Raw genomic sequence first — 20313 nt, 5'->3', positions numbered from 1 at the left:
GGGCCATGGATGGCCCATTGCGGCGGCCCACGGATTCAAGCCTGCGTTCGGGCACACCGAGCCTGGGCGAGGTGCCGAGTGGTGGGGCAAGAGCCCTTTTGGTTACTTTTGGGGCTCTTTTCCAAAAGTGACCCGCTGTAAAAGCGGAACCAATAGAAGCCGTTACCGCAGAAACGGATATGTACTCGGTCTGATCCAGCATCCTGGTCGGCCCTGAGGCCCCCATCGGGGGCAAGCCCCCTCCCACATTTGGATCTCGGAGCGTCAGGTAGATACGCGTTAGCCCCTCGCCACAGGTGCGGTGTCGCACCAAAATTGTGTAGATACCTATGGCTATCGGGGGCAAGCCCCTCCCACATTTTGCTGGTATTCCAAACCAGCGAAACGTCATTTATTTGGCGCCAGAAAAACACCCAGACACAACCCTAACGATTTATTCACTCGACATTCATCGTTTTTTTTCGTAGTGGCACCACTTTTTTTATTCAGTAGTGGCACAAAACTATCCCCTCGCGCCAACTCCCCACAACTACTGGTCTAAATAGCAAGTGCTATCAATATACTACTAGTGCCATCTTTCCCAATATTTCAAGAAATTTCCGGAAACAGGATGAGCGGGCTGGAACTTCATCCTGAAGCACCGCTCATACCACCGGTAACGAAATTCTCTACGCCTGTAAGAGATGACTTACATAACGACCAATGGAAGTAGTCAAGTTGTCTTAAAACACTTTGACTCTATGGTCACACCATCAACTGATCGAGTTAAGGGTGGCGATAAGTACGCATTGCTATCCCCTACAGGCCAAGGCAGCGCTGACCTAAATGAGCCCGTGCAACCACCCAAGGCATTGAGAAAAAAGGCAATTTGCCTGCATCGATACCTTGCCGCACCGGCGCCGAAGTCTTCCTCCAGGGAAGTACGGCTGCATTTCAGGGCAAGCCCCAATAATAAGGCCTGGTTGCGCACAACTTGAGTGCACTAGTGAGTCACTCGTTTATTCAACATGCCTGCACGCGATAAGTCGGCGTCTATTCGCCTAACTTTTGCGGCATCAGTGACGCTTGCAAACATGAACTCCGGCCATCTAATGGCATGATTTAAATACAGAGGTAATTGCGATGCGCATCAGCATATTCGGTTTGGGTTACGTTGGCGCAGTATGTGCCGGTTGCCTGTCTGCCCGTGGCCACGAAGTGGTCGGCGTAGACATCTCCAAGGAAAAGATCGACCTGATCAATGCCGGTAAATCGCCGATCGTTGAACCGGGTCTGGGCGAGCTGTTGAGCCAGGGTATCCAGACCGGCCGACTGCGTGGCACCACCAACTTCGCCGAAGCCATCCGCGATACCGACCTGTCGATGATTTGCGTGGGCACGCCAAGCAAGAAGAACGGCGACCTGGAACTCAACTACATCGAATCGGTATGCCGCGAGATCGGTTTTGTGCTGCGTGACAAGACCACCCGCCATACCATCGTGGTGCGCAGCACCGTACTGCCGGGTACCGTCGCCAACGTGGTGATCCCGATCCTCGAAGACTGCTCCGGCAAGAAAGCCGGCGTCGATTTCGGCGTTGCGGTCAACCCGGAATTCCTGCGCGAATCCACCGCCATCGCCGACTACGACCTGCCACCGATGACCGTCATCGGCGAGTTCGACACCGCTTCCGGCGATGTCCTGCAGTCGCTCTACGAAGAACTCGACGCACCGATCATCCGCAAGGACATCGCCGTTGCCGAGATGATCAAGTACACCTGCAACGTGTGGCACGCCACCAAAGTCACCTTCGCCAACGAGATCGGCAACATCGCCAAGGCCGTCGGCGTCGATGGCCGTGAAGTGATGGACGTGGTCTGCCAGGACAAGACGCTCAACCTGTCCCAGTACTACATGCGCCCGGGCTTCGCTTTCGGCGGCTCGTGCCTGCCCAAAGACGTGCGCGCCCTGACCTACCGCGCCGGCTCCCTGGACGTGGAAGCGCCGCTGCTCAACTCGCTGATGCGCAGCAACGAATCCCAGGTGCAGAACGCCTTCGACATCGTTTCCAGCCACGACAAGCGCAAAGTCGCCCTGCTGGGCCTGAGCTTCAAGGCCGGTACCGATGACCTGCGTGAAAGCCCGTTGGTAGAACTGGCGGAAATGCTGATCGGTAAGGGCTACGACCTGAGCATCTACGACAGCAACGTCGAGTACGCCCGCGTGCACGGTGCGAACAAGGACTACATCGAAGGCAAGATCCCCCACGTGTCGTCCCTGCTCAACTCGGACTTCGATGATGTGATCAACAACTCCGACGTGATCATCCTCGGTAACCGTGACGAGAAGTTCCGTGCCCTGGCGCATAACGCTCCGGAAGGCAAGCAAGTGGTCGACCTGGTGGGCTTCATGTCCAAGGCCACCAGCGTAAGCGGCCGTACTGAAGGTATTTGCTGGTAACAGCAACGGCAAGTTTCAGGCTGCCAGTGGCTTAATCCCCAGCGCTTGCAGCCTGAAGCCTCCTCCCCTTCCGGATGACGCTTATGTCCAAGTTAAAACATGTATTTCTGCAAGCCGCCGGCTGGCTGTTGTTTCTCAGCCTGCTGATGGGACTCGCCCTGCTGTTGCCGGCGAGCACCTTCGATTCGCAATCGAAGAATTTTATTTTCCTGATTGGCGCCGTCGGTATCTGGCGCTACTCGATGGGTGCAACGCATTTCTTTCGCGGCATGCTGTTCCTGTACGTGGTCTACCCGCACCTGCGCCGCAAAGTGCGCAAGTTGGGCAAGGCCGCCGACCCATCCCATGTGTTCCTGATGGTCACCAGCTTCAGGATCGATGCGCTGACCACCGCGCAGGTCTACAGCTCGGTGATTCGCGAAGCCATCGAATGCGGCTTCCCCACCACCGTGGTCTGCTCGCTGGTGGAAATGTCCGATGAGCTGCTGGTCAAGAGCCTCTGGGAAAAAATGAACCCACCGGCTCACGTCAAGCTCGACTTCGTGCGCATCGCCGGTACCGGCAAGCGCGACGGCCTGGCCTTCGGTTTCCGCGCCATCTCGCGCCACCTGCCGGATGACCGCGCCGTGGTGGCTGTGATCGATGGCGACACCGTGCTGGCCGAAGGCGTGGTGCGCAAGACCGTGCCGTGGTTCCAGCTGTTCGGCAATGTCGGTGGCCTGACCACCAACGAATTCTGCGAAGTGCGCGGCGGCTACATCATGAGCGAGTGGCACAAGCTGCGCTTCGCCCAGCGCCACATCAACATGTGCTCCATGGCCCTGTCCAAGCGCGTGCTGACCATGACCGGGCGTATGTCGGTGTTCCGCGCCAGCGTGGTGACTGACCCGGGCTTTATCGCCGACGTGGAAAGCGACTCGCTGCAACACTGGCGCCTGGGCCGCTTCAAGTTCCTCACCGGTGATGACAAGTCCAGCTGGTTCAGCCTGATGCGCCTGGGCTACGACACCTTCTACGTGCCGGATGCCGCGATCAACACCGTGGAACACCCGCCGGAAAAGAGCTTTATCAAAGCCAGCCGCAAACTGATGTTCCGCTGGTACGGCAACAACCTGCGCCAGAACTCCCGCGCCCTGGGCCTGGGTGTGCGCCGCCTCGGTGTGTTCACCAGCGTGGTGCTGTTCGACCAGCGCGTGTCGATGTGGACCTCCCTGCTCGGCCTGACCGTGGCAATCATCGCCACCTTCAAATACGGCGGCGCCTTCATCCTCGCGTACCTGCTGTGGATCGGCATCACCCGCCTGATCCTTACGCTGCTGCTGTCGTGCTCCGGCCACAAGATCGGCCCGGCCTATCCGCTGATTCTCTATTACAACCAGATCATGGGCGCGCTGGTGAAGATCTACGTGTTCTTCCGCCTTGATCAACAGTCCTGGACCCGCCAGGACACCAAACTGACCCGCGATTTGGCCAGCTTTCAACGTTGGTTCAACACCTGGTCGTCTCGGACCATGACCTTCTCCGCCGGCAGCATTTTCGTTGCCGTATTGCTGATGATGGTCTGACCCTGCCAAGCCTGAATTAACTTAAGGAATGCCCTGATGAACAGCCAAGTAAACGCCAACGTAGTCCACGAATCCGAAGCCCAGCGCCAGCACGCCCGGGTCAAAATCCCGGCCAAGCTGCGCTTCTTCAACACCGACCGCACGCAGACCGAAGCACGGGTGATCGACTTGTCCGCCGGCGGCCTGGCGTTCACCGCCACCCAGCCGCTGACCATCGGTGAGGTGCACAAGGGTCGCCTGCAGTTCGTGATCGACAACCTCGGTCTGGCGATGGATGTGGAGCTGCAGATTCGCTCCTACGACCGCCAGACCGGCCGCACCGGCTGCCAGTTCCAGAACCTCGATGCCCAGGATATTTCCACCCTGCGCCACCTGATCACCTCGCACTTGTCAGGTGACATCGTGACCATGGGCGACGTGCTGGCCACCTTGCAACGCGACAACTTCACCAAGGCCCGCAAGGTCAAGGACGGCGGCAGCAACATGAGCGCCTTTGGCCGCTTGCGCGCCGTGACCTTCAGCCTGGCGATCTTCCTGGTCGGCCTCGCCGCGTTCGGTTTCGTCTTCAAATCCCTCTACGGCATGTACTTCGTCAGCCACGCCCAGGCAGGTATCGTCAGCGTACCGGGCATGAACGTGACCATGCCGCGTGACGGCACCGTGCAAAGCCTGCTCAAGGGTGACGCGGTAGCGGCCAAAGGCGCGCCGCTGGCGACCTTCAGCACCAGCATGCTCGATGTGCTCAAGGGCCACCTGGACGAAGACCAACTGCAACCGGCCAAGGTTGAAGAACTGTTCGGCAAGCAAATGACCGGCACCCTGACCTCGCCGTGCGATTGCGTGGTCGCCCAGCAACTGGTCGCCGACGGCCAGTACGCCAGCAAGGGCGATGTGATCTTCCAACTGGTGCCGCGTGGCAGTCAGGCTAACGTCGAAGCCCGCTTCACCTACCGCCAGTTTGGCGATGTACGTCCAGGTACGCCGGTGAGCTTCCAGGTCGCCGACGAAGAGCAGGTGCGCACCGGCACTATCGTCAGCAGCACCAGCCTGAACAGCGCCGACCTGTCCTCCGACATCCGCGTGCAGATCAAGCCGGATGCCCCGCTGGACAGCACCTACGCCGGCCGCCCGGTGGAAGTCACCAGTGACCGCGGCCCTTCGCTGAACTGGCTGATCGATAAAGCCATGGCTCACGGTCTGTAAGCGAGGACATGCCTGTGAACCCTATTTCAAGAACAACACAATCCCTGTGGGAGCGGGCTTGCCACAAAAAACCCTCCCACATGGGTTCGGTGGCGTTGCTGGCGGTTGCGGTGAGCCTGGCCGGTTGTGCCGGCCTGCCCGACCAACGCCTGGCCAATGAAGCGCTCAAGCGTGGCGACACCGTCACCGCCCAGCAGAATTACCAGCAACTGGCAGACCTGGGCTACAGCGAGGCCCAGGTGGGCCTGGCCGATATCCAGGTCGGTACCCGCGATCCGGCGCAAATCAAACAGGCCGAGGCCACCTACCGCGCGGCGGCGGACACTTCGCCCCGCGCCCAGGCACGTCTCGGCCGTCTGCTGGTGGCCAAGCCCGGCGCCACCGAAGCCGAACACCATGAAGCGCAAATGCTGCTGAAAAAAGCCTTTGCCAATGGCGAAGGCAATACCCTGATTCCGCTGGCGATGCTGTACCTGCAATACCCGCACAGCTTCCCCGACGTGAACGCCCAGCAACAGATCAGCCAATGGCAGGCCGCCGGTTACCCGGAAGCCGGCCTGGCCCAGGTGCTGCTGTATCGCACCCAGAACACCTACGACCAGCATCTGGATGATGTCGAGCGCATCTGCAAGGCGGCGCTCAACACCACCGATATCTGCTACGTCGAGCTGGCCACCGTCTACCAGAAAAAAGCCGAGCCGGAAAAACAGGCCGAGCTGCTCAAGCAGATGGAAGCAGGCTACAGCCGTGGCACCGTCACCGCCCAGCGCGTCGACAGCGTCGCGCGCGTACTCGGCGATGCCACCCTCGGCACGCCGGACGAGAAAACCGCCCAGGCGTTGCTGGAAAAAATCGCCCCGGGTTACCCCGCGTCCTGGGTCAGCCTGGCGCAACTGCTCTACGACTTCCCCGAACTGGGCGACGTCGACCAGATGATGAAGTACCTGGACAACGGCCGCGCCGCCGACCAGCCACGCGCCGAGCTGTTGCTGGGCAAGCTTTACTACGAAGGCAAATGGGTGCCGGCCGACGCCAAGGCTGCCGAGGCGCATTTCGAGAAAGCCGTGGGCCGTGAAGTGGCCGCCGATTACTACCTCGGCCAGATCTACCGCCGTGGCTACCTGGGCAAGGTCTACTCGCAAAAAGCCCTGGACCACCTGCTGACCGCAGCGCGCAACGGCCAGAACAGCGCCGATTTCGCCATTGCCCAACTGTTTTCCCAGGGCAAGGGCACCAAGCCCGACCCGCTCAACGCCTATGTTTTCAGCCAACTGGCCAAGGCCCAGGACACGCCGGAAGCCAATGAGCTGGCCACCCAGCTCGAAGCCCCGCTGACGCCTGAGCAACGCGCCGAAGGCCAACGCCTGGTGCAACAGGAGCTGGCCGCCCGCGGCACCCTGGCCCAAAGCACGCTGCAACTGCACGCCCTGCAAGAAGAAGACGGCGAGGAATCCCTATGAAGCTCAATCCATTCGTCAAGGCCGGCATCGGCCTGTCCTTCGCCCTGCTGTGGTCGTGCCCGACCCTGGCCGCGCTGACCGAAGCCAAGAACTTCGGCCTGGAAGTCAAAGCCACCGCGCAGTCCGAAGACGACCGCGACCTGGGCACTCAGAAAGGCGGCGACGTCAACGGTATCGGCCTCGACCTGCGCCCGTGGATCTACGGCGAAAGCGGCGCGTGGAGCGCCTACGCCATGGGCCAGGCGGTGGCCTCCAGCGACATTATCGAGACCGACACCCTGCAACAGTCGGCGGATGACACGACCGAACAATCGAGCAACGACGACCGCAAGGCGAAGAAAAACTATCTGGCCCTGCGCGAGTTCTGGGTCGGCTACAGCGGCTTCACGCCCTACCCCGGCGAGATCCTCAAGTTCGGTCGCCAGCGCCTGCGCAATGACGACGGTCAATGGCGCGACACCAACATCGAAGCGCTGAACTGGACCTTCGACACCACCCTGCTCAAGGCCAACGTCGGCGCCGCCGAACGCTTCAGCGAATACCGCACCGACCTCAAGGAACTGTCGCCGGTCGACAAGGACCGCCAGCACTTCTACGCCGACGCCGCCTACCAATGGACGCCGGGCCAGTGGATCGGCCTGCGCGGGCACCATACCCATGACGACGGCAAGCTCGACTACGCCGAACCGGGCGTGGCCAGCGACCCATTGGACAAGCGCGAAAACGGCGACCTGACCTGGCTCGGCATCGAAGCCAACAGCGACGCCTATAACTGGCGCAACACCAACACGGTCAACTACTGGGCCAGCATCACCGGCATGAAGGGCGACCGCGACACGGTCAACGCCTTGAACGCCGATGGCAGCCGCCCGACCAATGCCAAGCGCAGTGATGACGTCAGCGGCTGGGCCACCGATATCGGCGTGCGCCTGCGCCTCGATCCGCAGTGGCAAGTGGGCGCGGCCTATTCGCGCGCCAGCGCCGAATACGAACAGAACGGCCTGCAAAGCAACCGTTCGAACTGGACCGGCACCCAGTCCCGCGTGCACCGCTTCGGCGAGGCGTTTCGCGGCGAGATGAACAACATGCAGTCCATGAGCCTGTTCGGTTCCTGGCAACTGCGCGAGGACTACGACGCCAGCCTGGTGTACCACAAGTTCTGGCGCGTCGACGGCAACAAGCCGGTGGGCAGCAACGGCATCGATGCGGTGCAGAACAACACCGACGACGTGACCGGCGCAATCCTCTCCAGCACCTCCCTGCCCCTTGAAGACGGCAAGAAGGACCTTGGCCAGGAGATGGACCTGGTCGTCACCAAGTACTTCAAGAAAGGCTTGCTGCCCGCCGCGCTGAGCCAGTCGATCGACGAGCCCTCGGCCCTGGTGCGCTTGCGTGCCGGCGTGTTCAAGCCGGGCGACGCCTATGGCAGCCAGGTCGACTCCTACATGCACCGCGCCTTTGTCGACGTGGTCTGGAAATTCTGATGGGAGCCTGCGCAATGAATGCTCAAAGCCTACTCGTCGCGGCAATGCTGGTGGCCAGTGCCCCAGCGTTTGCCGACACGGCGGCCAAGGCGCCGACCATCGCCAAGGAACTGCAACAGGCCAAGACCTACACCATTTCCAGCCCGCCCACCGCGCCGCTGGAAATGGCCAAGCCGGCGCTGCCCGACCTGTCGGGCTACACCGCTGCGGCCATGGAAAAAAAGATCGTCAGAAGCAAACCGGGCAAGATCAGCATCCGCCGCATGATGCAGGAAGACGCGCTCAAGGACTTTATCGGCGGCGACAACAAGATGGCCGAATGGGTGGTGCGCCAGCATGGCATTCCCCAGGCGATCTTTGTCGACGACGGCTACATGAACCTCAAGGACCTGCTGGGCAAGGTGCCCAAGCAGTACTTCAGCGAGACATCGCCTGGCGTGTTCCTGGCCAAGTTGCCCATCGTGGTCGGTCGTAAAGGCATCCTCGATATCGACAAGAACACCCAGGAACTGCGCCTGTCCCAGCAAGCCGGTTCGTTCCTGATCAACGACGGCCAACTGTTCGTGCGTGACACCAAGGTCACCGGTTGGGATGAAAAAACCAACGGCCCGGCGCTGTTCAAGTCGCCCAAGGAGTTCCGCCCGTTCCTGCTGGCCTGGGGCGGCACCGAGACTTATATCTCCAAGACCAAGATGGCCAGCTTCGGCTATGCCAACAGTAAGTCGTACGGGGTGAGTATTTCCCAGTACACGCCGAACATGGCCAAGGTGCTCAAGCGTCCAGAGCCGACCGGCTGGATCATTGATTCCGAGTTCTCGGACATGTGGTACGGCTTCTACTGCTACGAGACCACAGGCTTTGTGATCAAGGGTAATACCTACAAGGACAACATCGTCTACGGCATTGACCCCCACGACCGTTCCCACGGCCTGATCATCGCCGACAACACCGTGTACGGCACGAAGAAGAAGCACGGCATCATCATTTCCCGGGAAGTGAACGACAGCTTCATCTTCAACAACCGCAGCTACGACAACAAACTGTCGGGCCTGGTGATCGACCGTAACAGCGTGAACAACCTGATCGTCGACAACGAGATCTACCGCAACCACACCGACGGCATCACCCTCTATGAGAGCGGTGACAACCTGCTGTGGGGCAACAAGGTGATCAGCAACCGTCGCCACGGCATCCGCGTGCGTAACAGCGTGAACATCAAGCTCTACGAAAACACCGCCATGGCCAACGGCCTGACCGGCGTGTACGGCCACATCAAGGACTTGACCGACACCGACCGTGACATCGCCCTCGACCCGTTCGACGCCAAGGTCTCGCTGATCGTGGTCGGCGGTGAGCTGGCGGGTAACGGCAGCGGACCGCTGTCCATCGACTCGCCGTTGAGTATCGAGCTGTACCGCGTATCGATGCTGGCGCCGACCAAATCCAGCGGCATCAGCTTCTCCGGCATTCTGGGCGAGCGCCAGGAAGAAATTCTCGACCTGCTGGTGCGCCAGCAGAAAGCCGTGCTGATCGACCCCGTCGAACGCCAGACCGAACTGCAGGACTGAGGATGACCCTTATGCACCCACACATGATCAAACTGCTGAGCCTCTCGGGTCTGACCCTCGGCCTGCTCGCGGCCAGCCAGGGCGTGCGCGCCGATGAAGTGAAGGCACCGACCTTCACCGCCGAACCGTGCTGCAGCCTGTGCCCGGCCGCCCACGACGCGAAGAATTACACCACGCGCTACCAGCAGAACTTCACCACCCTGGTGCAAGCCCAGGGCGACTGGCTGTTCCGTACCCAGGAAGACCTGCGCACCGAATTCGACACCACGCCGGCCGGCTACCAGCGCATGCAGCAGTTACACGATGCGTTCAAGAGCAAGGGCGTGGAACTGGTGGTGGTCTACCAGCCGACCCGTGGCCTGGTGAACCGCAACAAGCTCAACCCCGAAGAAAAAGCCACGTTCGATTTCGACAAGGCCCTGGGCAACTACAAAACCATGCTCGGCCGTTTCGCCAAGATGGGCTATGTGGTGCCGGACCTGTCGCCGCTCACCAACGAGCAATTGCCCGACGAGTTGCCGGCCCATGATTTCTACTTCCGTGGCGACCAGCACTGGACCCCGTACGGCGCCCAGCGCACCGCCAAAATCGTCGCGGCCAAGGTCAAGCAAATGCCGCAATACGCGGAAATCCCCAAGCGCGAATTCGAGACCAAGCGCTCGGGTCGCATGGGCAAGACCGGCACCCTGCACAACATGGCCGGGCAACTGTGCGGCACCAGCTACGCGATCCAGTACATGGACCAGTTCACCACCGAACCCAAGGGTGAAGCCGGTGACGGCGACCTGTTCGGCGATTCGGGCGACCCGCAGATCACCCTGGTGGGCACCAGCCACAGCGGCAAGAACTACAACTTCGCCGGCTTCCTGCAGGAAGAAATCGGTGCCGACATCCTCAACGTCGCCTTCCCCGGCGGTGGCCTGGAAGGCTCGATGATCCAGTACCTGGGCAGCGAAGAGTTCCAGAAGAACCCGCCGAAGATCCTCATCTGGGAGTTCTCGCCGCTGTACCGTCTCGACCAGGAAACCATCTACCGCCAGATGATGGCGCTGCTCGACAACGGCTGCGAAGGCAAGGCCGCGCAGATGTCGGCCAGCACCACATTGAAACCGGGCAAAAACGAACTGATGGTCAACAGCGCGAACAAAGACCTGCGCAATGCCACCCATCAGGTCGATATCCGCTTCGCCGATCCGTCGGTGAAAACCTTGCAAGCCACCCTCTGGTACATGAACGGGCGCCACGAGGACATCAAGATCGAGAAACCCGAAACATCCGATACAGACGGGCGTTTCGCCTTTGAACTGCGCACCGATGAAGACTGGGCCTCGCAGAACTTGCTGGCCGTGGAAGTGCAGGGCCCGGAAAAGGGCGCTGCCGCGCAGAAAGTCGAAGCGAAAATTTGCACACGCAACGTATTCCCAAGCGGTGGTCAGCAGACCGCCCAACTCGGGAAGTGAGGTTACCTATGCAAAAGTTACTGCTCCCCACCCTGCTGGGCCTGGCCATGTTTGCCGGCGCCGTGAATGCGGCCGCGCCACTGCGTCCGCCCCAGGGCTATTTCGCCCCGATCGAAGCGTTCAAGACCGGCGACTTTAAGGAAAACTGCGACACCATGCCGACGCCCTACACCGGGCCGTTGCAGTTTCGCAGCAAGTACGAAGGCTCGGACAAGGCTCGCTCGACACTGAATGTGCAGTCGGAAAAAGCCTTTCGCGACAGCACCGCCGACATCACCAAGCTGGAGAAAGACACCAGCAAACGCGTGATGCAGTTCATGCGCGACGGCCGCCCAGAGCAGCTCGAATGCACGCTGAACTGGCTGGTGTCGTGGGCCAAGGCCGATGCCTTGATGTCCAAGGACTTCAACCACACCGGCAAGTCCATGCGCAAATGGGCACTGGGCAGCATGGCCTCGGCCTATGTGCGCCTGAAGTTCTCCGAGTCGCACCCGCTGGCCAACCACCAGCAGGAATCGCAACTGATCGAAGCCTGGTTCAACAAACTGGCCGATCAGGTGGTGAGCGACTGGGACAACCTGCCGCTGGAAAAAACCAACAACCATTCCTACTGGGCCGCCTGGTCGGTGATGGCGACCTCCATCGCCACTAACCGCCGCGACCTGTTTGACTGGGCCGTCAAGGAATACAAGGTCGGTGTGAACCAGGTAGACGACCAGGGCTTCCTGCCGAACGAACTGAAGCGTCAACAACGCGCCCTGTCGTACCACAACTACGCCCTGCCGCCGCTGTCGATGATTGCCAGTTTTGCCCTGGTCAACGGCGTGGACCTGCGCCAGGAAAACAACAGCGCGCTCAAGCGCCTGGGCGACAAGGTGCTGGCCGGGGTCAAGGACCCGGACATCTTCGAACAGAAGAACGGCAAGGAGCAGGACATGAAGGACTTGAAGCAGGACATGAAATTCGCCTGGCTCGAGCCTTTCTGCACCCTCTACACCTGTGCCCCGGAGGTGATCGAGCGCAAGCATGGCATGCAACCGTTCAAGACCTTCCGCCTGGGCGGCGACCTGACCAAGGTCTACGACCCGACGCATGAAAAAGGCAACAAAGGCAGCTAGTCGCTGATCGTTCCCACGCTCTGCGTGGGAATGCAGCACGGGACGCTCCGCGTCCCAAAGCGTGACGCAGAGCGTCACAAGAGGCATTCCCACGCAGAGCGTGGGAACGATCAAAGCCTCCCCCGAATTTCGCGGGGGGGTTTGGGGGGGCTGCGGCCCTTGACTGTTGGTTTAAACATGGAGAGATCGGGATGGTTTTCTCGTCCAACGTGTTCCTGTTTCTGTTCTTGCCGATCTTTCTCGGCTTGTACTACTTGAGCGGGCAACGCTATCGCAACCTGCTGCTGCTGATTGCCAGCTACGTGTTCTACGCCTGGTGGCGAGTGGACTTCCTGGCGCTGTTCGCCGCCGTGACGCTGTGGAATTACTGGATCGGCCTCAAGGTCGGTGCCGCCGGCGTGCGCACCCAACCGGCGCAGCGCTGGCTGCTGCTCGGCGTGGCCGTCGACCTGTGCATCCTCGGCTACTTCAAGTACGCCAACTTCGGCGTCGACAGCATCAATGTGATGATGAAGTCGGCGGGCCTGGAGCCGTTTATCCTCACCCACGTGCTGTTGCCGATCGGGATCTCGTTCTACATCTTCGAGTCCATCAGCTACATCATCGACGTGTATCGCGGCGACACCCCGGCAACGCGCAACCTGATCGACTTCGCGGCGTTCGTGGCGATCTTCCCGCACCTGATCGCCGGCCCCGTGTTGCGCTTTCGCGACCTCGCCGACCAGTTCAACAACCGCACCCACACCCTCGACAAGTTCTCCGAAGGCTGCACGCGGTTCATGCAGGGTTTCATCAAGAAAGTCTTCATCGCCGATACCCTGGCGGTGGTGGCCGACCACTGCTTCGCCCTGCAAAACCCGACCACGGGTGACGCCTGGCTCGGCGCGCTGGCCTACACCGCGCAGCTGTACTTCGACTTCTCCGGCTACAGCGACATGGCCATCGGCCTGGGCTTGATGATGGGTTTCCGCTTCATGGAAAACTTCAAGCAGCCGTACATCAGCCAGTCGATCACCGAGTTCTGGCGGCGCTGGCACATCAGCCTGTCCACCTGGCTGCGTGACTACCTGTACATCACCCTGGGCGGCAACCGCAAAGGCACGCTGACCACCTACCGCAACCTGTTCCTGACCATGCTGCTCGGTGGCCTGTGGCACGGCGCCAACATCACCTACATCGTGTGGGGCGCCTGGCACGGCATGTGGCTGGCGATTGAAAAAGCCATCGGCCTCAATACGGCGCCACGCAGCTTCAACGTGCTGCGCTGGGCCTTCACCTTCCTGCTGGTGGTGATGGGCTGGGTGATCTTCCGTGCCGAAAACCTGCACGTCGCCGGGCGTATGTACGGTGCCATGTTCAGCTTCAGCGAGTGGTCGCTGTCGGAACTCAACCGCGCCAACCTCACCGGCCTGCAAGTGGCGACCCTGGTGGTGGCCTACGCAACGCTGGCGTTCTTTGGCCTGCGCGATTTCTACCGCAACCGCCCTGCCGAGAAATCCAAGCCGAGCGATCCGAGCCTGATCAAGGCCGTACCCGGCGACAACCCCGGCAGCATCCACGAGCCCGGCTTCAGCGTGGGCCGTGACGCCGCCGTGCAACCGGCCTACTGGACCGCTGACTGGCCACGCTACGCGATGCGTGCGGCGGTGCTGCTGCTGTTCGTGGCCTCGATCCTGAAACTGTCGGCGCAGAGTTTCTCGCCGTTCCTTTACTTCCAATTCTGAGGGAGCCGACCATGACCCGTTCATTACGCATCCTCTATATCAGCCTGTTCCTGGTGCTGCTGCTGGCGCTGGGCGTCTGGTCAATGCGCAGTTTCCTGGGCTTCAGCACCAACGCCGATGCCACGGTGCTCAACGGGCGCTGGACCAAGGCCGTCGAGACCCATTACGACGAGGCGTTCCCGATCAAGCGCCTGGGCACCAACCTGTGGGCGGCGCTGGACTACAAGCTGTTCAACGAAGGTCGCCCTGGTGTGGTGCTGGGCCGCGATCACTGGCTGTACAGCGACGAGGAATTCAACCCCGCCGTCAATGAAGACCAGAACCTGCAAGGCAACTACGCACTGGTCGAAGGCGTGCGCCAGAAGCTCAAGGCCAAGGGCATCCAACTGGTGATGGCGATCGTGCCGGCCAAGGTGCGCCTGTACCCGGAACACCTGGGCGAAGTGAAACCGGCGAGCATCCACGCCAACCTGTACCAGGATTTCCACGCCCGTGTGGCGGCAGACAACATCCCTGCCCCGGACCTGCTCGGCCCACTGCAACAGGCCAAGCTCGCCGGCAAGCAGGTGTTCCTGCGCACCGATACCCACTGGACCCCGGACGGCGCGGAAATCGCCGCCAAGCAACTGGCCAAGGCGATTGCCGACAAGACTCCGCTGAGCGGCGAGCCGCAGCGCTTTGTCACCGAAGCCGAGAAGACCGAACCGCATAAAGGCGACCTGCGTCTGTTCCTGCCCCTGGACCCGCTGTTCGAAAACCTGATGCCGCCCAAGGAGCCGCTGCAAAAACGCGTCACCCACCTGGCCGAAGAGAAAGGTGATGACGCGCTGTTCAGCGACAGCGAAACCCCGGTGGCCCTGGTGGGCACCAGCTACAGCGCCAACCCCAACTGGAACTTCGTCGGCGCCCTCAAGCAAGCACTGGGCAGCGACGTGGTCAGCTACGCCGAAGACGGCCACGGCCCGATCCTGCCGATGCTCAGCTACCTGAAAAGCGATGACTTCAAGAACAACCCGCCCCAGGTGCTGATCTGGGAATTCCCCGAACGCTATCTGCCCGTCAACAACGAAATCGGTGATGCCGACCCCGCGTGGGTTGCGCAGCTTAAACAAGCCGGTTCGCGCCAACAGAACATGGCAAGCAACACCCCTGCTTTTAAAAATCAGAAATCCGAGACGCCCGACCGGGCGCAAAACTGAAAGAGAGGTAACTCACATGACTTTCACTACAACTCCTCGTCGTCTCGCCAAGACCCTGGCTATCGCCGCCGGCCTGAGCTTCGTATCCATGTCCGCCTTCGCCGGTGGTGACGCCGCGCTCTACGGCCCAACGGCGCCGAAAGGCTCGAGCTTCGTGCGTATCTACAACGCCAGCAACCAGGAAGTCAGCGCCACGGTCGGCGCCACCAACCTCAGCGACGTTGCGCCACTGGCCAGCAGCGACTTCAGCTTCATGCCGGGCGGCGATTACAGCGCCAAGGTCGGCAGCCAGACCGTACCGGTCAAGCTCGCCGCCGATCACTACTACACCCTGGTCAACAGCGGCAGCGGCCAGCCTCAGTTGATCGAGGAACCGCCGTTCAAGAACAAGCAGAAATCCCTGGTGCGCGTGCAGAACCTCAGCGACAAGGCCCTGACCCTGAAGACTGCCGACGGCAAGACCGACGTAGTCAAGTCGGTGGCCGCCAAGGGCCGTGGCGAACGTGAAATCAACCCGGTGAAGGTGAGCCTGGCGTTGTATGACGGTGACAAGAAAGTCGGCGATGTGAAGCCGGTTGCCCTGGAGCGCGGTGAGGCAGCGGTGCTGTACGTCACCGGTTCCGGTTCAAGCCTGTCGCCGGTCTGGGTGAAACGCCCAGTGTCGACCCGCTGATTATTTCCCGAACTGAACGCAACCTACTGTAGGAGCGGGCTTGCCCGCGAAGAACGTCAACGATGACGCAGCGCCTTTGGTTATCGCGCTGCTCTCGGGTTTTTCGCGAGCAAGCTCGCTCCTACAGGGATCGCGGTTTCAGTTCGGACCGAGACAAAAACAAGAGTGAAACGACAAACCTTCGTAGCTCTGACCCAAACTGATTCAAGGAGAAACACCCATGATTCCAGTCATCCTTTCCGGTGGTAGCGGCTCACGTCTTTGGCCGCTTTCCCGTAAACAGTTCCCCAAGCAATTCCTGGCCCTGACCGGCGAGCACACGTTGTTCCAGCAAACCCTGGAACGCCTGGTGTTCGAAGGCATGGACTCCCCCATCGTGGTCTGCAACAAGGACCACCGTTTTATCGTCAACGAGCAACTGAGCGCGCGCAAGCTTGAGTGCCAGCGCATCCTGATGGAGCCGTTCGGCCGCAACACCGCGCCGGCCGTGGCCCTGACCGCGATGATGCTGGTCAATGAAGGCCGTGACGAGCTGATGCTGGTGCTGCCTGCCGACCACGTGATCGACGACCAGAAAGCCCTGCAACGCGCCCTGGCCCTGGCCACCGTGGCCGCCGAGCGCGGCGAGATGGTGCTGTTCGGCGTGCCGGCAACCCGTCCGGAAACCGGTTACGGCTACATCAAGTCCAGCAACGATTCACTGCTGCCTGAAGGCGTAAGCCGCGTGCAGCAGTTCGTGGAAAAACCCGATGAAAAACGCGCCGTCGAGTTCGTCAAAAGCGGCGGCTATTTCTGGAACAGCGGCATGTTCCTGTTCCGCGCCAGTCGTTTCCTGGAAGAGCTGAAAAAGCACGACCCGGACATCTACGACACCTGCGTGCTGACCCTGGAACGCAGCGAGCAGACCGCCGACACCGTGACCTTCGACGAAGCCACCTTCGCCTGCTGCCCGGACAACTCCATCGACTACGCCGTGATGGAAAAAACCCAGCGCGCCTGTGTGGTGCCGTTGAGCGCCGGCTGGAGCGACGTGGGCTGCTGGGCCTCGCTGTGGGCGGTCAATGACAAAGACGCCAACGGCAACGTGAGCAAAGGCGACGTGGTGATCCAGGACAGCCGCAACTGCATGGTGCATGGCAACGGCAAGCTGGTCTCGGTGATCGGCCTGGACAACATCGTGGTGGTGGAAACCAAGGACGCGATGATGATTGCTCACAAGGACAAGGTCCAGGGCGTCAAGCAGATGGTCAACACCCTTAACGAGCAAGGCCGCAGCGAGACCCAGAATCACTGTGAAGTCTATCGTCCGTGGGGCTCCTACGACTCGGTGGACATGGGCGGGCGTTTCCAGGTCAAGCACATCTCGGTCAAGCCGGGCGCCTGCCTGTCGCTGCAGATGCACCACCACCGCGCCGAGCACTGGATCGTGGTCAGCGGCACCGCTGAAGTCACCTGTGACGACAACGTGTTCCTGCTCTGCGAGAACCAGTCCACCTACATCCCTATCGCTTCGGTGCACCGTCTGCGCAACCCGGGCAAGATCCCGCTGGAGATCATCGAGGTGCAATCGGGCAGCTACCTGGGCGAAGACGATATCGAGCGTTTCGAAGATATCTACGGTCGCTCCACGCCGATTGAACGTGGCGTGTCAGTGAAAACTATTGCGCAATAAACGAGTCGTAACAGAAACCCCCGTCCAGCCAACTGCGTTCCCTATCCGCAGTCGGTTGGGCGGGGGTTTTTCAGCTCAGTGAGCTTCTGAACCTATGGCCTCTGATCACTTGAACGCTTCCAGTTCGATGGGGAGTAGGCGTTATAGCCCCCGCTCCCGTTAGAGCTGCTACCCGCATTGCTGTATTTATCCTTGCCGATTTCCTCGGCGCCCCTGCCCATCCATGTGGCTGCCGCACCCGCAACTTTCGCACCAAAACCACCCGACCTGGCGAGCTGCTTTCCGACCCCTTGCAACATCGCGCCACCCACGGTAAGGGCTGCCCCTGCGGCTTTATCTTTGGTGTCGTTGTTGTTGAGGGCAGTGGGAAAGCGCGAACTGACCTGGTCATTGAGGCCTTGCATGACAGTCTGCCGCAAGTTAGTCAGCCCCAGGTTCTGCATACGTGGCAATGACGTTGATCCGACCTCCTGGTCAGGCGCATGAATGATTGCTGCCGCCGCGGCGGACGGGGGCGGAGCCATCGGTGCGGTAAGGGAGGTCAGCACGGGTGTAGCAATGTTTGATACGGTCATAAAGGCACCTGACTTATCGGTTGGTTACCTCCCTGGCGTCAGATCATTCCATTTAAATATGTTGTGGCAAAAAAGCTCGATGCGGTTCCCATGCCCTCGGGCCAGAGACCTGTGCACCTGGGAAAAGCATCGAGCGCAATAGGCAATCGGGGCGCCCCACGAGTAGGATGTTTGATCCCTTGTGAGGTTATCGTTATGTTCTTCGGTGTGCTGCTGATCATCACTTGGCTGATCCTGCTGCTGCGCTACCCGGCCAAGGCCTTGCCGGTATCGCTGGCCGCTGCCGTCGGCCTGGGTTTGGTGGCGGTGTGGGTGGTGTGGCTGGACAACCGCGAAGCCGCGCAACTGGCCCGCCTGGAACTGCGCATCACCTACGCCCCGCAGGAATGCCCTGCCGACCGCCCGTTGAAGCTGGTCTTGAACAATGGCAACGACGTGCCCCTCACCGAATTGCGTTGGCGCGTCGCGGCCTATGCACCGGGCGACACGGTGAACCTGGCCGACAACGTCTACGCCGCCCCCCGTTATCGTGGCCCCGGGGAACTGCAGGCCGGCGCCACCTGGGAAGACTGCCTGCCCACCCCGCCACTGCGCCCCGGCTATCGCCCGCAAACCCTGGAATTTCGCGCCGAGCACCTGCAAGGCAGTTTCTCGGACTGACAAAGGATTGATCCATGCCCACCGTACTCATCACCGGTTGTTCCAGCGGCATTGGCCGTGCCCTGGCCGACAGCTTCAAAACCGCCGGCTTTAACGTTTGGGCCAGCGCCCGCCGCCCGGACGACGTCGCCGCCCTCGCCGCCGCTGGCTTCAACGCCGTGCAACTGGACGTCAACGACAGCGCCGCCTTGCAGCAACTGGCCGCACAGTTGGGCGAGCTGGACGTGCTGGTCAACAACGCCGGCTACGGGGCTATGGGCCCGCTGCTCGATGGCGGCACCGACGCCATGCAACGTCAGTTCGAAACCAATGTGTTCTCCATCGTCGGCGTCACCCAGGCGCTGTTCCCCGCGCTACGCAAGCGCAAGGGCCTGGTGGTGAATATAGGCAGCGTTTCCGGTGTACTGGTCACGCCGTTCGCCGGCGCCTACTGCGCTTCCAAAGCCGCCGTGCATGCCTTGAGCGATGCGTTGCGCATGGAGCTGGCGCCGTTCGGTGTACGGGTCATGGAAGTACAGCCCGGCGCAATCAATACAAGCTTTGCAAAAAACGCCGGCGCCCAGGCCGAATTGCTGATCAACGAACAATCGCCGTGGTGGCCGTTGCGCGAAGGTATTCGTGCGCGCAGTCAGGCGTCCCAGGACAAACCCACCCCAGCCAACGAGTTCGCGGCGGATGTGCTCAAGGCCGTGCAGCAAGCACGACCACCGCGCCTGTTGCGTTCGGGCAATGGCAGCCGCGCGTTGCCGTTGATGGCGGCGTTGTTGCCCAAGGGGTTGTTGGAAGCCGTACTGAAGAAACGCTTTGGTTTGAAGGGGAATTTGTAAATGATCGACTACAGCGATTTTTTTGAAGAAGTCATCCAGACCCACGTCGAGATCGAGCAATGGTTCGCCGGCGTTGCGCCCGAGGGCACCTTGCAGAATTTGCTGGCGCGCTTCTCGCCTGAATTCAGCATGGTTGCGCCTGCCACCGGCACACGCGTCAATGCAGCCGGGGTCAACGCGCTGTTTACTCGCCTGGGCGGCATGCGTCCTGGGCTGAAAATCACCTTGAGTGACATGGCCGGGATTGACCGGCATGCGCGCGGTGCGACGGTGACGTATCGGGAGCATCAGGTGGACAACAGCGGCACCCGGACGGATCGTCGCGCGACCGTGGTGTTTGAGAAGCAGGCGAGTGGCGCGCTGTTGTGGCGACACTTGCACGAGACGTTTATCAAAGCTTAACGCGGGTCTAAATGTGGGAGGGGGCTTGCCCCCAATTACACAACTCTGTAGCGCTCAACCGTAACCACGATGCGAAGCGAGCCGCTCTTGATCTGCTTTTGATCTTAGGCGCCCCGTTAAACCACGCTGGCCGAACGCAGGCTTGAATCCGTGGGCAACCCGGCAGGACGCAGGGTTAGCCCCGAGGCCGCCATCGGGGGCAAGCCCCCTCCCACAGTTGGGCCAGGATCGACACAAGATACCGGTCGGCTCTAAGGCCGCCGCGCTTTTGCTTTTGATCTTAG

16 protein-coding genes are annotated in these 20313 nt (G+C 60.9%); 15 read left to right on the top strand and 1 reads right to left on the bottom strand.

Annotated elements, in window-relative coordinates; all coding sequences use genetic code 11:
• Positions 1–1122: 1122 nt before the first annotated feature.
• The 12 genes from BFP93_RS25055 to BFP93_RS25000 all read left to right on the top strand — a co-directional run bounded on the left by BFP93_RS25055 (position 1123) and on the right by BFP93_RS25000 (position 17565).
• Positions 1123–2439 carry a nucleotide sugar dehydrogenase gene (locus BFP93_RS25055; RefSeq protein ID WP_057724657.1) on the top strand — a complete coding sequence of 439 codons (1317 nt, stop codon included), beginning with the start codon at positions 1123–1125 and terminating at the stop codon, positions 2437–2439.
• A gap of 83 nt (positions 2440–2522) precedes the next feature.
• A complete protein-coding gene (gene alg8, locus BFP93_RS25050) occupies positions 2523–4004 on the top strand; it encodes a mannuronan synthase (protein ID WP_163001686.1) in 1482 nt (493 codons plus the stop codon).
• A 36-nt stretch (positions 4005–4040) separates the two neighbouring features.
• Positions 4041–5207, top strand: coding sequence for an alginate biosynthesis protein Alg44 (locus BFP93_RS25045; protein ID WP_065895316.1), 1167 nt, complete (start codon positions 4041–4043; stop codon positions 5205–5207).
• A gap of 80 nt (positions 5208–5287) precedes the next feature.
• Positions 5288–6667 carry an alginate biosynthesis TPR repeat lipoprotein AlgK gene (gene algK, locus BFP93_RS25040; RefSeq protein WP_065895315.1) on the top strand — a complete coding sequence of 460 codons (1380 nt, stop codon included), beginning with the start codon at positions 5288–5290 and terminating at the stop codon, positions 6665–6667.
• Entirely contained in the window at positions 6664–8151 is a 1488-nt protein-coding gene (locus BFP93_RS25035; RefSeq protein WP_065885859.1) for an alginate export family protein, read from the top strand. Before algK ends, BFP93_RS25035 begins: the two co-directional genes overlap by 4 nt.
• Positions 8151–9719: a mannuronan 5-epimerase AlgG gene (gene algG, locus BFP93_RS25030; RefSeq protein WP_065885858.1), complete on the top strand. Its 1569-nt coding sequence runs from the start codon at positions 8151–8153 to the stop codon at positions 9717–9719. Before BFP93_RS25035 ends, algG begins: the two co-directional genes overlap by 1 nt.
• Positions 9720–9730: 11 nt before the next feature.
• Positions 9731–11179 carry an alginate O-acetyltransferase gene (locus BFP93_RS25025; RefSeq protein ID WP_065895342.1) on the top strand — a complete coding sequence of 483 codons (1449 nt, stop codon included), beginning with the start codon at positions 9731–9733 and terminating at the stop codon, positions 11177–11179.
• Between the two features lie 8 nt (positions 11180–11187).
• Positions 11188–12297, top strand: a complete 1110-nt coding sequence (locus BFP93_RS25020; RefSeq protein WP_065895314.1) for a mannuronate-specific alginate lyase — start codon at positions 11188–11190, stop codon at positions 12295–12297.
• Between the two features lie 191 nt (positions 12298–12488).
• Positions 12489–14021 carry an MBOAT family O-acyltransferase gene (locus BFP93_RS25015; protein WP_065895313.1) on the top strand — a complete coding sequence of 511 codons (1533 nt, stop codon included), beginning with the start codon at positions 12489–12491 and terminating at the stop codon, positions 14019–14021.
• A gap of 11 nt (positions 14022–14032) precedes the next feature.
• Entirely contained in the window at positions 14033–15220 is a 1188-nt protein-coding gene (locus BFP93_RS25010) for an alginate O-acetyltransferase (protein ID WP_065895312.1), read from the top strand.
• A gap of 16 nt (positions 15221–15236) precedes the next feature.
• Positions 15237–15893, top strand: coding sequence for an alginate O-acetyltransferase AlgF (locus tag BFP93_RS25005; RefSeq protein ID WP_016978194.1), 657 nt, complete (start codon positions 15237–15239; stop codon positions 15891–15893).
• Positions 15894–16113: 220 nt separating this feature from the next.
• Entirely contained in the window at positions 16114–17565 is a 1452-nt protein-coding gene (locus BFP93_RS25000) for a mannose-1-phosphate guanylyltransferase/mannose-6-phosphate isomerase (RefSeq protein WP_065895311.1), read from the top strand.
• A 92-nt stretch (positions 17566–17657) separates the two neighbouring features.
• Here the strand turns inward: BFP93_RS25000 and BFP93_RS24995 are convergent, their stop codons facing one another.
• A complete protein-coding gene (locus tag BFP93_RS24995; protein ID WP_128875760.1) occupies positions 17658–18140 on the bottom strand; it encodes a hypothetical protein in 483 nt (160 codons plus the stop codon).
• A gap of 195 nt (positions 18141–18335) precedes the next feature.
• On the opposite strand from BFP93_RS24995, the gene BFP93_RS24990 reads away from it, so the two are divergent.
• The 3 genes from BFP93_RS24990 to BFP93_RS24980 are packed head-to-tail and all read left to right on the top strand — an operon-like array spanning position 18336 to position 20029.
• Positions 18336–18800, top strand: a complete 465-nt coding sequence (locus tag BFP93_RS24990) for a multidrug transporter (protein ID WP_065895309.1) — start codon at positions 18336–18338, stop codon at positions 18798–18800.
• Between the two features lie 14 nt (positions 18801–18814).
• Positions 18815–19627 carry an SDR family oxidoreductase gene (locus BFP93_RS24985; protein ID WP_065895308.1) on the top strand — a complete coding sequence of 271 codons (813 nt, stop codon included), beginning with the start codon at positions 18815–18817 and terminating at the stop codon, positions 19625–19627.
• Complete coding sequence (locus BFP93_RS24980) at positions 19628–20029, top strand: DUF4440 domain-containing protein (RefSeq protein ID WP_065895307.1); 402 nt, start codon at positions 19628–19630, stop codon at positions 20027–20029.
• The last annotated feature ends 284 nt before the right edge of the window (positions 20030–20313 follow it).

The sequence above is a fragment of the Pseudomonas sp. 44 R 15 genome (genome assembly GCF_900004965.1).
GTDB classification, from domain to species: domain Bacteria; phylum Pseudomonadota; class Gammaproteobacteria; order Pseudomonadales; family Pseudomonadaceae; genus Aquipseudomonas; species Aquipseudomonas orientalis_A.
The sequence above is the reverse complement of the archived record's forward strand: the minus strand, read 5'-3'. Positions and strand labels throughout refer to the sequence as shown.